This window comes from Leptobacterium flavescens, from assembly GCF_010671605.1.
Taxonomy (GTDB): Bacteria; Bacteroidota; Bacteroidia; order Flavobacteriales; family Flavobacteriaceae; genus Leptobacterium; species Leptobacterium flavescens.
In genome coordinates this window covers 122,365-136,634 of the sequence record NZ_JAABOO010000001.1, presented here as the reverse complement: position 1 = coordinate 136,634, position 14,270 = coordinate 122,365, and the positions used below count along the sequence as shown (strand labels likewise).

Here is a 14,270-nt window from a genome sequence, read left to right as displayed (position 1 = left end):
TGTTAATAACATCACAAAAATTGTTAGATATTTCCCAATGTCAATGGTAGTAAGGGCTTAACGCATTTTTGCCTCTTTTAGAAAATTATAACCGTTCAAAATATCCTTCGCTTTCATTTTTCGCTTTCCGGGCAATTGCATTTCTTCAATAAAAAGATAACCTTCCTTAACGGCCACTTTTATATTCTTTTTGTCTGTGAAAATCGCACCTGTTTTATGAGAATGTTCAGCTTCTTCTTTTGAGGTTTTATATATTTTAACGCTTAATTCTTCTTCTCCGTTCTCCAGATAACTCCAGGCAGAAGGGTAGGGGCTTAAACCCCGGATCAGATTGTAGATGGAATTGATATCCTTGGTCCAATCTATTTTACAGGTCTCTTTGTAAATTTTATACGCCGTTTTCAGCTCCCCGCTTTCGGGCTGTTTCCGGGTAGTTACCCTGTCCGTTTTAATATCCTCCACGGTACGGAGCACCAGTTTACTTCCCGTTTCCATTAACTTATCATGCAATTCTCCCGCCGATTCGTCCTTTCCTATACTCACTTCCTCCTGAAGGATCACCTCTCCGGTGTCGATCTTTTCATCAATAAAAAAAGTAGTAACGCCTGTTTTTTCCTCCCCCTGGATAATAGCCCAGTTGATGGGAGCTGCACCCCTGTAATCGGGAAGGAGGGAAGCGTGAAGGTTAAAAGTACCGTATTCGGGCATCTGCCATACCACTTTTGGAAGCATCCTAAAGGCAACCACTATCTGTAAATTGGCATTCAGGGCTTTTAGTTCTTCCGTAAAGCTTTCGTTTTTAAGATTGGTAGGCTGCATGATATGAAGTCCCTGAGAAAGGGCATATTCCTTTACCGCCGATTGCGAAAGCTTCCTTCCTCTTCCGGCAGGTTTGTCGGGAGCGGTGATCACTCCAACAATATTGTACCCGTTCTCGATAAGCGCTTTAAGCGTTTCTACTGCAAAATCGGGGGTTCCCATAAATACGATCCGTAAATCTCTCATGCGTCTTTCTGGCTTTTTACAATTAGATATTCATTCCTGCTATTCACTTCAATGGAATTAAACTCCAAAAGTAAGCGCAATACATAAATAATTATATGTTCTTTAAAAGAAAGTTTTTCAACAATTTCCCTGGAGGTACAGGCTCCTTTTTTCAGAAGCTTTAAAATATCGGCGCGTACCACTTCAATGATCTCAGGGGTTAATTTTTCTTTGGTCTCGGTACAGACCGAACAAATACCACAGGCTACCGTATTGCTTTCCCCGAAATATTCCAGCAACTGTACGCTTCTGCATTTGGTGTTGTTTTCGGCATATTTGAGGACAGCTGCAATATGATCTTCTTTAAGCCTGCGTTGCTGTTCAATGTCGGCAGCAATGATATTAATGGTCTTGTCATCCTCTCTGGGTACCAGGAAACTGATCTCCGTATCGGTATCCGAAGCCTGGTAATCAATGATCTCATCTGTAAACAGTCGCTCCAGTACAGCTTCAACATCGGCTTGTTTACTACCGGTCTTAGTTGCGATCAGGTGAGTATTTATTTTGGTCTCATTATCAAAGATGCCTCCGTAGGTCCTTAGAATAGCCTGTGTAATATTTTGCAGATCGGCATTCCTGTCGAGATAGGCAAACAACTGATGATTGGTGACAATAAATTTTACAGTGGTCTTTTTCTCAAAGTTCTGAGATAGTTGTATGATACTGTGCCGGTCGAGTAATTTAAGGCCGTTATAGGCCAGAACAGGGTTCATTTTATAAATCCCGCAAAACTCGTTAAACCTGAGCATATGTTTTTCGAAAGCCCCTTCTCCGTAAGAGATCTGGAAAAAGTTGTTGAGTTTATTGTAGAGTAATTTAATAAAGGGTGTATCCGGAAGGACACTTAAGAACTGCTTTTTAAGCCTGTCCTCATCTCCTTTGTTCTTAAGGATAACGGCATAAGCTATTTCTCCGTCCCTTCCCGCTCTCCCTGCTTCCTGATAGTAGTTTTCCAGATTTTCCGGGAGCTGGATATGAATTACCGTACGCACATCAGCCTTGTCTATCCCCATACCAAAAGCGTTCGTAGCTACCATAACCTGTACCTTATTCTGCAGCCAGAGCTCCAGGCGTTTGTTCTTTTCTTCGGTGGAGATACCTCCGTGGTAATAACTTGCCGAAACCGAGTTGGCATTCAGATAAGCCGCCACATCGGCTGCTGCTCTTCTGTTGCGGACATATACGATAGAACTGCCCTTATATTTGGAAAGGATCTGTTTAATGCGGTAAAATTTATCTTCTACTTCCCATACTCTGTACGATATATTGGGCCTGGCAAAAGATTTTTTTATCAGGGAGGGGGATTCCAGTTTCAGGTTGAGCATGATATCTTCGGCCACGCGGGGAGTTGCAGAGGCGGTCAATGCTGCTATGGGTACATGGGGAAAGAGTTCCCTCAAAATATTACAATTGCGGTATGCCGGCCTGAAATCATTACCCCATTGAGAAATACAGTGAGCTTCATCAACCGCAATAAGATTCAGCGGCATCTGCCTGATCCTGTCCAGCACAAGCTCCTGCTGGAGCCGTTCCGGCGATAAATAAAGGAATTTATAGTTTCCGTAAATACAATTATCCAGGAGCGCATCTATTTCCTCGAATTTCAGACCACTGCTTAAGGCGATGGCTTTAATTCCTTTCTTTTTAAGGTTCTCTACCTGGTCCCGCATCAGTGCGATCAGGGGAGAGACCACAATACAGATACCTTCCTTAGCCAGAGCAGGAACCTGAAAACAAATAGATTTACCACCTCCTGTAGGCAGAAGGGCTAGGGTATCCCTGCCTTCCATAAGGGTATTTACAATTTCCTCCTGAGGATCCCGGAAGGAACTGAAACCCCAAACCTTTTTTAAGATATCAAGAGGCGTGCTCATCATTGTTATTTTGAGTGGCTCAATATAAACTCTACTCTGTCTTTTATACTTGCTAAAGGTACGCTAATCAGGTCATATCCGTATTTTCGGTAGGAAGCTTCCAGATAATCGTGTATCCTGACGGCCTGTTCAAAGTTTTCATAACGCTCCGAATCGGAGGTGTATATGGCTTCCCAGGGAGGAAGGATAAAAACCTGATCGTATTTGTGTTCTTCGCAGATATCTATAAAATACTGAGGGTATTCATCCCCGATAAAATCCATGTATGCAAGAACATCGGGCAGACCGCGATCTATAAAAATGATATCTCTGTCGAATGTCTGGGATTCAAAAAACTGATCTTTACGACCTTCCAGTAATTTTTTGCTAAATAAAAGCGGATCGGTCAGGAAAAGCTGTTCTACTCCTTCATTGCGGGCCTGCAGGGTTACCTGCCTGGAAATTTCCGGTAAACATGTATATCCCAACTCTTCAAGTGAATCGATCAGGGATGTTTTTCCCGTACCCGGCCCTCCGGTAATAACTATTTTCTTCGTACTCAAACTACATTAATTAAAAAAACAAATTAATAAAATACTTGGGGAACTTAAAAAGACTTGGCCTAAATATTAAGGGAAAGCCTTCTTTGTGGAATTCTTATCGATTTTGCCCTTAAGAAAATCACGGAAATATGTATCTTTGTTATCACTAAACAGCATGCTATGGAGAATTCGGAAAAAGCGGAAGCTTTTTACGTCAGACTTAAAGAAGAACTTGCAAACAGCACCCTATGGCCTTCGGACTATCTGTTTAAATTTATAGTCCCCACAAAGACCGACGGAACAAAACAAATTGAGAAGATTTTCGACAATACCGGGGCCGTTATTCAAACCAAGCAATCCTCTAACGGGAAGTATACCAGTTTGTCCATTACGGTAAACCTTAAAGATCCCGATGCCGTTATTGAGAAATACAAGGAGGTAAGCAAGATAGAAGGAGTTATTTCGTTATAACTGTAGTGTTAATCGTTTTTTTTAGTATTTTGCGATTAATTAGCTTCACGATTTAAACCTCATAAGCAAAACATAATTTCTTATTATTTTGATAGAAAATATAGAATACAATACCGCACGTACCAAGCTCATTATTCCCGAATATGGTCGTCATATTCAGAAAATGGTAGATTATGCGGTTTCCATTGAAAACAAGGAAGAAAGAAATAAAGTGGCACAGGCCATCATTGGTGTGATGGGAAATCTGAATCCCCATCTGCGCGATGTACCTGATTTTCAGCATAAGTTATGGGATCAGATCTTTATCATGTCCGATTTTAAACTGGACGTAGATTCTCCTTATCCCAGACCTGTCAGAGAAGTGCTGGAACAACGCCCTGACAGACTGAACTATCCTCAGAATCATCCCAAGTACCGTTTTTACGGAAATAATATCAAGAAAATGATCGATGTGGCCAATAGCTGGGAAGAAGGCGATCTGAAACAGGCGCTGAAATACACTATAGCCAATCACATGAAAAAGAGTTATCTCAACTGGAACAAGGATACAGTTGAAGATGATGTTATTTTCCAACACCTGAATGAACTTAGCGGCGGTAGAATTAACCTTGCCCAGTTGGATGAAGACCTTACGAACAGCAGCGACCTTATGCGCGCTAAGAGTAAAACAAACAATCGAAACAACGGGAAAAAGAACTACAGAAACAACCGCAATAAAAAACGTTATTAAATTTTCTGCTTTAACTGATTATGGGAACTTTTAAGATTGAGGGCGGACACCAACTCAAAGGAGAGATTACACCGCAGGGTGCCAAAAACGAAGCATTACAGGTATTATGCGCAGTTTTACTGACACCTGAGAAGGTAACTATTCAAAATATTCCGGATATAGTTGATGTAAATAAACTTATTGGTTTACTGGAAAATCTGGGAGTGAAGATCCAGAAAAACGGAAATGGAACTTATTCCTTCCAGGCTGATGAAGTGAACCTGGATTACCTTCAATCCGAACAATTCAAAGAAGACGGAAAAGGCCTGAGAGGGTCCATTATGATAGTCGGGCCACTGCTTGCCCGTTTTGGTAAGGGGTATATACCTAAGCCGGGGGGAGATAAGATAGGGAGAAGACGCCTGGACACCCATTTTGACGGTTTTATAAGATTAGGAGCAAACTTCAGATATAACAGAGAAGAATATTTCTACGGGGTGGAAGCAGAGGAACTCAAAGGTACCTATATGCTTCTGGATGAGGCCTCGGTAACCGGGACAGCCAATATTTTAATGGCTGCGGTACTTGCCAAAGGAAAGACCACTATTTACAACGCTGCCTGCGAGCCATATCTTCAGCAATTATGTAAGATGCTCAACAGTATGGGAGCCAAAATAAAAGGTGTCGGTTCTAATATGCTGATCATTGACGGAGTGGAAAGCCTTGGAGGATGCGAACACAGGATCCTGCCCGATATGATCGAAATAGGTAGCTGGATCGGTTTGGCGGCTATGACAAAGAGTGAACTTACTATTAAAAACGTAAGCTGGGAGAATTTAGGCCTGATCCCGAGTGTTTTTGAGAAACTGGGGATCACCCTCGAAAAAAGAAATGATGATATCTATATCCCATCACACAAAGACGGGTATGAGATACAGAGTTATATAGACGGTTCTATCCTGACGGTAGCGGATGCTCCATGGCCGGGATTTACACCGGACCTTTTGAGTATTGTACTTACCGTGGCTACACAGGCCAGAGGAAGCGTACTTATACATCAGAAGATGTTTGAAAGCAGGTTGTTCTTTACGGATAAGCTTATCGATATGGGAGCGAAGATCATTCTTTGCGATCCTCACCGTGCAACCGTAATAGGACATGACTTTGAATCGCAGTTAAAAGCTACTACGATGACCTCCCCGGATATCAGGGCGGGAATATCACTTTTAATTGCTGCTTTATCTGCCAAGGGTACTTCTACCATTCACAATATTGAACAGATAGACAGGGGATATGAAAATATCGATACCAGGTTACAGGCAATAGGAGCTAAGATAGTCAGGGTTTAACCAGCTATCTTTTCCAATGCGTTAACCAACCGATCGATGTCTTTTTTAGTGATATAAATAGCAAAAGATATCCTAACCCCATTGAGTCCGAAATTAGACATAGGCCGGGTATCGATCCCGTATACTTCGGAGAGTTGCCTCTTAACGTCAGAAACATTCTTATCTACGACTTCCAGTGTCTGAATAGCACCTGAAAGTCTGTCGTCTGCCGGTGTTTTTAACCTGAATTTTGGATTGTTCTCTACTTTCGATCTGAAGTACGCCTTCAGCTCATAAGACCTTTTGTGTATCTTATCTGCTCCGATATTCTGATGAAAATCTACGGCTGATCCCAATCCGAGAACCTCAGGCAAATTTCGTGTATTGTAATTTTCAAGCCTTCGGATACTCGTGTCTTTATGACCTCTGGCTACCATTAAAGGCTTCAGGTAGGCCTGACTTTCTTTTTTGGCGTAAAACACTCCTATTCCTTTGGGCGAAAACAACCACTTATGGGCGCTTGCCGTATAAAAATCGCATTTGAGGTCGTGAAGATCTATAGTGAACATTCCAGCCGATTGAGCTCCATCCACAGCAACGAATATCCCTTTTTGGTGTGCCATTTCCGAAACCTCTTTTACGGGAAGGATCATTCCGTTGGTATTTACGATATGACACATAGAAATAACCCTGGTTTTAGGGGTGATGGCTTTCTCATAAACAGCAACCACTTCCTCAACGGTTTTAGGAACAACGGGAAGTACCGGCCTGACCAGTTTAATGCCTCTGCTTTCCTGCCATGCTTCCCACGGAATAGTACCACTTGCGTGTTCATGATCTGCCAGGATAACTTCATCTCCCGGCTGAAGATCAAAACTCCGGGCAATAAGGTTCATCCCTTCTGTAGTGTTGTGTATCAGCGCGATCTCTTCGGCAGACACCGAGAACATATCAGCTACTTTCTGCCGTACTTCCTCCTTTTCCTCATTCCATCCGCCCCACATATATTTTGACGGAAAGCCATCCAGGGTTTTTCTGAATTTTTCGGATTCTTCCTGTACCATTTTGGGTGAGGGACCAAGTGAAGCATTGTTAAAATAATGAAGCCCGGGAGCAAAGACAAATTGCTTTTTTATTGCTTCCCAGAAGGCTTCGGTGTCCTCATCGGTTTTGAGATCTGCCGGATATACCGGAGCATCATTGTCCATCGTGGTGTAGGAGGGAAGTAAAACGGTACCGGCCACTCCGGTAAAAAGCGATTTGACAAAGGATCTTCTGTAGTGGTTTTTCATTTTTTAAGTTTTTAGAGAGCGGTAGAATATTTACTTGAAAATAACTGTATAAGTTAATATTGCTCCTGCTTTTCTTTTTCTATACTATAAAGTTCTAACATTTTCTTTTTCATTAAAGCCCCGGGAATACTTTTTAGCATAAAATTCCGTATTCCCTTACCGTATTTCCAGTGAGCCATTTTTCCTGTGCTCCAGGACTGTTTTACAATGTCATTTACCTTTTTAAAGCGTTTCTGCTGAAATCCGGAGAAAGCAGTTTCAGGATTGCTGGCTTCGCTGATGCATCTAGCCAGATAATAAGCATCTTCTATGGCCTGTGCTCCTCCCTGTCCCATATTCGGGGTGGTACTATGCCCTGCATCTCCGATCAGGCAAATATTCCCTTCATACCATTTTTTCATGGGTTTCAAGTCGTTGATATCGCTGCGAATAATACTGTCTTCAGGCGTATTTTGTATTAACTCCTTGACCAGGGAAGTAAAACCGCTGAACATCTTTAAAAGCCCGGATTTAAGCGTTTGTTTATCATCTTCCATTCCCGGAGGGCTGAGGCTCACAGCAAACCAGTATATTCTGTCGGGTGCTACCTGAGAGATCCCGAAACGTATCTGATCTCCCCACATTTCTATCCCGCTCTTTTGAATTTCCGGACCTGCATCATAATGTGATATCCCTCTCCAGCAGGTCTGTCCCGAATACCGAAGTCTGCTGTTAGGGAAAAGCTGTTTTCGTACTGCGGAACGGATCCCGTCGGCTCCGATCAGATAATCCGTTTCTACCGGATCTGAGTTTTTGAAATATAATTTTAGCTTATTGTTCTCTGAATATTCATAATGCTCAAATGCTTTTCCGAGATGCACCATATCTTTCGGAAGCTGTTCAAACAATAAAGCCTGAAGACTGGCCCTGTGTATGGCTGTATTGGTATAACCGAAGGTTTCCCTGAATACTTTCTGATCGTTATCGATAATAGGATGCAAATGCCGGTCGGTGATCATGATGCGATCTATTGCGTTCCCTCTCTTTTGTACTTCTCCAAGCAAACCCAGCCATTCCATTACCTGCAGGGCGTTAGGAGCCAGCCATATCCCTGCTCCGATCTCATTTAATTGAGGAGCCTGTTCAAAAAGCTGATATTCTATTTGAAGTTTTTCAAAAGCAAGGGCCGTTGTCAATCCGCCAATTCCACCACCGATTATCGTGATCATTTGCCTTGTGTTAGTTCTTCGGTAAAAGGAGGGTGCCTGTGTCTGGTTCCCTGTTCATAAGAATAGGTGAGCTTAATTAACGTAGGCTCGTCATACATTCTTCCGAGGAACTGCAATCCGGCAGGTAAATTTCCTGAGGTGAAACCCATAGGAACGGTAAAAGCCGGCTGCCCTGTATGAGGGGAGATGATCTGGCTGTTATCTCCTTTATAGCCTTCGGCAAAGGTTTCTATCTTAGCGGGTTTATGGTTCCATGAAGGATAAATGATGGCATCGAGTTCCAGTTCATCCATTTTCTTTTCTATGGCTTCCCTGAAGGCAATACGCCTTTCATCAGAATAGGGATCCAGGCATTCGATCTCCGGGTTTTGGGACCTTCCCGAGTTTTCCAGAAAGAAGTTAAGTCCGTCTACCGCATATTCCGAAGTACTTCCTATGCGGACAATATCTTCAAGAGTACGTATAGTGTCGTTCTTAACGTATTCTGCCAGATAGGCTTCAATATCTTTTCGAAAATCGTTGCACCACTGATTCTGTCTTAAATTATCGAAATCGGGGATCTCTACGGAATCGATCAGCTGTGCACCCAGTTCTCTCATATCGGAAATAGCGTTTTCAAACAACTTACTGATCTCAGGATCAGGATCATTTTCGCTCAGGGTTCTGAGGACACCTATTCTGGCACCTTTGAGTCCGTCCTTTTGGAGAAACTGACTGTAATTTTCAGGGATCTTACCTTTCGAGTTAGCGGTAACAGGATCCTTAGGGTCATAAGTTGCAATAAGCTCCAGCATCTTTACGGCATCTTCAACCGTTCTGCACATAGGGCCGGCCACATCATTCCTTAGATAAAGGGGTACGACGCCACTGCGACTTGTAAGCCCGAGGGTAGAACGAAAACCTACCAGAGCGTTATGAGAGGAAGGGCCCCGGATAGAGTTACCCGTATCCGTTCCCAAACCTATGGTTCCCAGGTTGGCTGCCACCGCAGCTCCGGTGCCTCCGCTGGAGCCTGCAGGTACGTGAGCCAGATTATAAGGGTTTCTTGTTGTTCCTGCAGTAGAACTTTCGGAATGCATCGGACTGAAGGCCCATTCGGCCATATTGGATTTAGCGAGGATTATAGCTCCCGCCTCCAACAACCGGGCTACCATAAAGGCATCCTCTTCGGGAATAAAATCCTTTAATGCCAGAGCTCCTGCTGTGGTAGGAAGCCCTTTAGTATTGAAATTGTCTTTTACAATAAGCGGAATACCGTGTAAAGGGCGCAGCACTCCAGTTTCTTTGTATTCTTTGTCCAGAAGCCTGGCTGTTTCCAGAGCTTCAGGATTTATAACCGTAAGCGCATTTAATTGCGGATTATAGCTTTCTACCCTTTTCAGATAGGCATTTACAAGTTGTTCGCTGTTGTAATCTCCGTTTTCAAAAGCACGGTGAATACTGTTTACAGTAAGTTCATTTAAATCGATAATAACTGCTTCTTCTGTTTTTTTACAGGAAGAAAGACCGATAATTAAACTAAAGAAAATGTATTTAAAATGTGAAGTATTCATCAAAATCAGAATTTGGATCTCCTTTGGATTTTAGAATACTAAAAGTAGGGAATTTTCTTTTGAACTTTCTTGTTTTTAGGGGAATAAAAAACCGGTATTTGATCTATTTTGTTAGATAAATACCGGTAAGTTTTTATATATCAATAGCTTATTTGTTGCTGTTGATCGGTGGTGGTCCGTCTGGCACCATTCCTTTGTAAACCGTATTGCCCTTACGCTCTTTGAATTCCTTTTTTACAGCTTCTACCAGCTTTGGATCTTCAAAAAGATCGGTCATGGTCATACTTAAGGCTTTTGCTGCCTGTTCCATTCCTTTATGCCCGATAGACATTCCTCCGCAGGCAACCACCGCCCAGGAGTGCCAGGGAGTATCTTTAGGAGCTGTGGTAACTCCGAGACGAATGGTAGGAACTACCCAGCTGACATCACCTACATCTGTAGATCCTCCTCCCGGATGTTCCAGGGTCTCTTCAAGAGGACGAATCTCACTGTCCATACCCACCTGAGGTTTTCCTGTTGCTTCCTGTATCTTTTTTCCGAAAGCAACTTCATCATCCGTATAGGTGATCGGACCCAGATATTCCAGGTTTTTCTGCATAGCTTTTCCACCCGCTCTGTTAACCAGTAATTCGTAGATCCCGGACACCAGGGATATTTTATAATCTACATTGGCCATAATGGCTGCACCTTCTGCCATTCTCTGTACCTGCTCATAAACCGGTAACATTCCTTCTCTTTTGGTATCTCTTACCCTTACCCAAAGCTTGGAGTAATCGGGAACTACATTTACCACTTGTCCGCCGTCCTGAATATGGTAATGGATCCTTACGGTAGGTTTAATATGCTCTCTGTAATAGTTGATCCCTGTTGTGTATAATTCCAGTGCATCGGAAGCACTTCTTCCGTTCCAAGGATCTCCCGAAGCGTGTGCTGCCTGCCCGTTAAACTCCACAATAAAATCCACCAGGGCCAGTGAACTCTGTACATCTGCCTTAGTTTCCGCAGACGGGTGCCAGTCCAGGCATACGTCCAGGTCATCGAAAAGCCCTTCGCGTACCATCCACAGTTTTCCAAAGAATTTTTCTTCGGCAGGTGTTCCGTAAAACTTAACCGTACCTTTTAACTTTCCGGCAGCGATCAGTTCCTTTACGGCTATGGCAGCCCCAAGACTGGCCGTTCCGAAGAGGTTATGCCCGCAACCGTGACCCGGAGCTCCTTCATTTACAGGATTTTTGGTGGGTGTGGTATTCTGCGATAGTCCGGGAAGGGCATCAAACTCGCCCAGGATCCCTATTACAGGGCTCCCGGAACCGTAGGTAGCCACGAAAGCCGTAGGCATTCCTGCAACCCCGCGTTCTACTTTAAAGCCGTTCTTCTCCGCATAGTCTGCAAGTACTTTGGAAGAAACCTCTTCATTGAAGGCGGTTTCCGCGGCAGCCCATACCTTATCACTAACCTCGATCAGTTCTGCCTTATGCTTTTCAATAGAGGCAATGACCGCTTTTTTGTTTTTTGATATTTTTTGAGCCTGCACTCCAATACTGAAACAAAGCAGGAGGCATATCAACTTAAATGGTATTCTCATAATGATAAATGTTTGACAATTAGTTATTTCTTTTTGCTTTCTATATATTCATCCATTCTGCTTAGTAATCTCCACCATTCCGATCCGTCATCCCTGAAATCCCGTATTGCTCCTGCACGTACCAGTATTTTTCTCAGTTCGTCGTCATCAAATCCGCCAAGGTGTTTTTTCAGGGTCTCAAAAGAGCGGTCGGTATAACTCTTATGGCTAAGGAAGTGTTTTGCAGTGGTTTCTGCCATAAACTCGGTCTTATATTCTTCCTGCATGACCCGGAGTTCATGCCTGAATCTCTGATATTGAAGCAGGAAAGAGATCAACCCTCCGATCAGGGCACCCAGCAGGGCGGAGAGGGCCGAAACAATGGTTGCGTCCATGATTAATTGTATAAAGATTTAGTGTGTTCTGCACTTTGTGTGATCAGTTCGGTAAGTATATCCATATCTACATCTGCCAGTTTCTTGATATAGAGACAGGATTTTCCGGTTTTATACTTTCCCAGTTTCTGCATGAGTTCATCATAACGTTTAAAACCCGGCATGATATAAATGGTGAGGTTCTGTTTCCTGGGCGAAAACCCCACATGAAACCAGTCGCCTTCGCGTCCGCTGGCATATTTGTAATGAACTTCACCGAAACCGATAAGACTATTTCCCCAAAGCACCGGCTTTTCTCCGGTAATCTTCTTCATTAATTCGAGGATCACAAAACTGTCTTTGAGCTTGGTTTCATCCTCAACTGTATTGAGAAAGGCCTCTACCGATGATTCGGTCGGTCTGGTTTTATTCTGAGACATAAGACTGGCTTTATTTGTGATAAATAGTGTTTACAAGATATTACATTTTTACTTTTTATAAAAGCAAAGCTGTTTAAATAAGAAAAGGAGCATATTTATGCTCCTTCTTACCTGATTTTTGAGGAATTTTAAGGAAACTGATAGAAAAACTGCTCGTTTACAATTTTTCCATCGTTCACCTCAAATACACATACTTCTTCCATTTGCTGCCTGCCCCTGTCTTTAAAAGTGGCATCAAAACTCATACGGCAGGTAAAATGATTCCCCGCCACCACAGGCTCGGAGATCTCACTCCCGTGAAATTCTGCTATACTGGCAAACCAGTCCATGTTTTTCTGGAGGACTTCGGCTTTCCCGGAAGCTAATTCTCCCGGAAAACCGGGCATTTCCTTGCTGACTACGTTGTCTGCATAGAGTTCTTCAATGGCCTGGGCATTTTGCCCTTCCCGGCATAAGGATACCAAACGGTTGGCTACTTCCTGAGTTCCCATAATTCAATCTGTTTAAATGTTACCATTTCAAGTTATAAAAAAGGAAGGGGAAGGGTATTTAAGAAAAAGTTAATTTACAATAAAGCTTCCTTGTAAGCTGCAAGACAACGCTCCCGGGCTAGTTTATGATCTACCATAGGAGAGGGGTATGAAAACTCTTCGAGATCTTCAACCCAGGTACGGGTGTATTTCAGATCTTTATCAAATTTTTTTATCTGAGTGTCAGGGTTAAATATCCTGAAATAAGGTGCTGCATCTACCCCGCAACCGGCAACCCATTGCCAGTTACCTATATTACTGGCCATTTCATAATCCAGGAGCTTTTGTGCAAAATAGGCTTCACCCCATCTCCAATCGATCAGAAGATGTTTGCAGAGAAAACTCCCTACCAGCATCCGCACCCGATTGTGCATATATCCGGTTTTGTTCAGCTGACGCATCCCGGCGTCTACCAGGGGATAACCGGTTTCTCCCTTGCACCATTTACGGAACTCATCCTCATCGTTCCGCCACTGGATATGATCGTATTTTTCCTTAAAACTCCGGGTAAGCGTATGCGGAAAATGCCAGAGGATCTGCATATAAAACTCCCGCCATATCAATTCATTTAAGAATGTTTCATTCTTTTCTTCCAAAGCTTTTTTAAGTACAGTGCGTATACCTATCGTTCCGAAACGTAGATGCGGACTCAATCCGGAAGTGCCTTCAATCCCGGGAAAATTCCGCCTGGCTTCATAAGTGTTGATCCGGGACGGACTAATATTAAAGGGCAGTACCTTTATATCGGAAGTTTGAAATCCGATCTCCTTTAGCGAGAGCCAGGGAAGGTCTTTCCCTTTGTAAAAATAACTTCTTAAAGAAGAACCATCTACAGGGCTGTAATTATATCGCCCTGAATGTAAGATCGCCTTCCACCTTTTCATATAGGGAGTGTAAACAATATAAGGAGTACCATCTTCTTTGACTATTTCATTCTTTTCAAAGATCACCTGATCTTTAAAGGTGTGGAACTCTACAGATGCTGAGTTCAGGAATTCGTTTATTTCAGCATCTCTTTTCATGGCATAGGGTTCGTAATCCCGGTTCGTATATACCGCCTGGATGTTATACTCATGTAGCAGGGACTTAAATACCGAAAGAGGCGTACCCTTATATACAGCTATACTGCTATGATGATCTTTTAGTTGTATGTTCAGATTTTCCAGGGATCTATGGATAAAACTTACCCTGGAATCATCCTTCTCCAGGGAATCGAGGATGCTTGGATCAAAAATAAAAACGGGTAATACTTTATAACCGCTTTTTAAAGCCTGCAGTAGCCCGGTATTATCATCCAGCCGGAGATCCCGTCTGAACCAAAAAACAACTACTTTTTCCTGATCGCTCATAGTGCCCGGGGTT

The 14,270-nt window shown here is 43.0% G+C and carries 14 protein-coding genes; 3 read left to right on the top strand and 11 right to left on the bottom strand.

Annotated elements, in window-relative coordinates; genetic code table 11:
• Window positions 1-57: 57 nt before the first annotated feature.
• Genes fmt through GWK08_RS00590 form a run of 3 tightly spaced genes read right to left on the bottom strand, consistent with a single transcriptional unit; the run spans window position 58 to window position 3,460 of the window.
• Window positions 58-1,005 (bottom strand): methionyl-tRNA formyltransferase, encoded by a 948-nt coding sequence (gene fmt, locus GWK08_RS00600; RefSeq protein WP_163604969.1) that lies wholly within the window; start codon window positions 1,003-1,005, stop codon window positions 58-60.
• Entirely contained in the window at window positions 1,002-2,918 is a 1,917-nt protein-coding gene (locus GWK08_RS00595) for a RecQ family ATP-dependent DNA helicase (RefSeq protein WP_163604968.1), read from the bottom strand. The genes fmt and GWK08_RS00595 overlap by 4 nt, the downstream gene beginning before the upstream one ends.
• A 5-nt stretch (window positions 2,919-2,923) precedes the next feature.
• On the bottom strand, window positions 2,924-3,460 hold the full coding sequence (locus GWK08_RS00590) for an AAA family ATPase (protein WP_163604967.1): 537 nt from the start codon (window positions 3,458-3,460) through the stop codon (window positions 2,924-2,926).
• A gap of 159 nt (window positions 3,461-3,619) precedes the next feature.
• Between GWK08_RS00590 and GWK08_RS00585 the strand changes: the two genes are divergently transcribed.
• The 3 genes from GWK08_RS00585 to murA all read left to right on the top strand — a co-directional run bounded on the left by GWK08_RS00585 (window position 3,620) and on the right by murA (window position 5,968).
• Window positions 3,620-3,910, top strand: a complete 291-nt coding sequence (locus GWK08_RS00585; RefSeq protein WP_163604966.1) for a DUF493 family protein — start codon at window positions 3,620-3,622, stop codon at window positions 3,908-3,910.
• Between the two features lie 88 nt (window positions 3,911-3,998).
• Complete coding sequence (locus GWK08_RS00580; protein ID WP_163604965.1) at window positions 3,999-4,640, top strand: DUF4290 domain-containing protein; 642 nt, start codon at window positions 3,999-4,001, stop codon at window positions 4,638-4,640.
• Window positions 4,641-4,660: 20 nt separating this feature from the next.
• Window positions 4,661-5,968: a UDP-N-acetylglucosamine 1-carboxyvinyltransferase gene (murA, locus tag GWK08_RS00575; protein ID WP_163604964.1), complete on the top strand. Its 1,308-nt coding sequence runs from the start codon at window positions 4,661-4,663 to the stop codon at window positions 5,966-5,968.
• Here murA and GWK08_RS00570 read toward each other — a convergent pair.
• The 8 genes from GWK08_RS00570 to GWK08_RS00535 form a co-directional block, all read right to left on the bottom strand.
• Complete coding sequence (locus GWK08_RS00570) at window positions 5,965-7,239, bottom strand: aminotransferase class V-fold PLP-dependent enzyme (RefSeq protein ID WP_163604963.1); 1,275 nt, start codon at window positions 7,237-7,239, stop codon at window positions 5,965-5,967. The genes murA and GWK08_RS00570 overlap by 4 nt on opposite strands.
• Window positions 7,240-7,292: 53 nt before the next feature.
• Window positions 7,293-8,447 (bottom strand): FAD-dependent monooxygenase, encoded by a 1,155-nt coding sequence (locus GWK08_RS00565; RefSeq protein WP_163604962.1) that lies wholly within the window; start codon window positions 8,445-8,447, stop codon window positions 7,293-7,295.
• The gene (locus GWK08_RS00560; protein ID WP_163604960.1) at window positions 8,444-10,000 is read right to left on the bottom strand and encodes an amidase; all 1,557 of its coding nucleotides are present in this window, start codon (window positions 9,998-10,000) and stop codon (window positions 8,444-8,446) included. Before GWK08_RS00560 ends, GWK08_RS00565 begins: the two co-directional genes overlap by 4 nt.
• Window positions 10,001-10,148: 148 nt before the next feature.
• The gene (locus GWK08_RS00555) at window positions 10,149-11,585 is read right to left on the bottom strand and encodes an amidohydrolase (protein WP_163604959.1); all 1,437 of its coding nucleotides are present in this window, start codon (window positions 11,583-11,585) and stop codon (window positions 10,149-10,151) included.
• Between the two features lie 23 nt (window positions 11,586-11,608).
• The gene (locus GWK08_RS00550) at window positions 11,609-11,959 is read right to left on the bottom strand and encodes a hypothetical protein (RefSeq protein WP_163604957.1); all 351 of its coding nucleotides are present in this window, start codon (window positions 11,957-11,959) and stop codon (window positions 11,609-11,611) included.
• 2 nt (window positions 11,960-11,961) lie between these two features.
• Window positions 11,962-12,378, bottom strand: coding sequence for a DUF1801 domain-containing protein (locus tag GWK08_RS00545; protein WP_163604955.1), 417 nt, complete (start codon window positions 12,376-12,378; stop codon window positions 11,962-11,964).
• Window positions 12,379-12,506: 128 nt separating this feature from the next.
• Window positions 12,507-12,869: a nuclear transport factor 2 family protein gene (locus GWK08_RS00540; RefSeq protein ID WP_163604953.1), complete on the bottom strand. Its 363-nt coding sequence runs from the start codon at window positions 12,867-12,869 to the stop codon at window positions 12,507-12,509.
• Between the two features lie 74 nt (window positions 12,870-12,943).
• Entirely contained in the window at window positions 12,944-14,257 is a 1,314-nt protein-coding gene (locus GWK08_RS00535) for a cryptochrome/photolyase family protein (RefSeq protein ID WP_163604952.1), read from the bottom strand.
• Window positions 14,258-14,270: the final 13 nt, after the last annotated feature.

Coding starts and splice junctions, on each gene's coding strand:
- GWK08_RS00535 (WP_163604952.1), bottom strand. CDS start 14,257: ATGAGCGATCAGGAAAAAGTAGTTGTTTTTTGGTTCAGACGGGATCTC.
- GWK08_RS00595 (WP_163604968.1), bottom strand. CDS start 2,918: ATGAGCACGCCTCTTGATATCTTAAAAAAGGTTTGGGGTTTCAGTTCC.
- fmt (WP_163604969.1), bottom strand. CDS start 1,005: ATGAGAGATTTACGGATCGTATTTATGGGAACCCCCGATTTTGCAGTA.
- GWK08_RS00550 (WP_163604957.1), bottom strand. CDS start 11,959: ATGGACGCAACCATTGTTTCGGCCCTCTCCGCCCTGCTGGGTGCCCTG.
- GWK08_RS00565 (WP_163604962.1), bottom strand. CDS start 8,447: ATGATCACGATAATCGGTGGTGGAATTGGCGGATTGACAACGGCCCTT.
- GWK08_RS00555 (WP_163604959.1), bottom strand. CDS start 11,585: ATGAGAATACCATTTAAGTTGATATGCCTCCTGCTTTGTTTCAGTATT.
- GWK08_RS00545 (WP_163604955.1), bottom strand. CDS start 12,378: ATGTCTCAGAATAAAACCAGACCGACCGAATCATCGGTAGAGGCCTTT.
- GWK08_RS00585 (WP_163604966.1), top strand. CDS start 3,620: ATGGAGAATTCGGAAAAAGCGGAAGCTTTTTACGTCAGACTTAAAGAA.
- GWK08_RS00570 (WP_163604963.1), bottom strand. CDS start 7,239: ATGAAAAACCACTACAGAAGATCCTTTGTCAAATCGCTTTTTACCGGA.
- GWK08_RS00540 (WP_163604953.1), bottom strand. CDS start 12,869: ATGGGAACTCAGGAAGTAGCCAACCGTTTGGTATCCTTATGCCGGGAA.
- GWK08_RS00560 (WP_163604960.1), bottom strand. CDS start 10,000: ATGAATACTTCACATTTTAAATACATTTTCTTTAGTTTAATTATCGGT.
- murA (WP_163604964.1), top strand. CDS start 4,661: ATGGGAACTTTTAAGATTGAGGGCGGACACCAACTCAAAGGAGAGATT.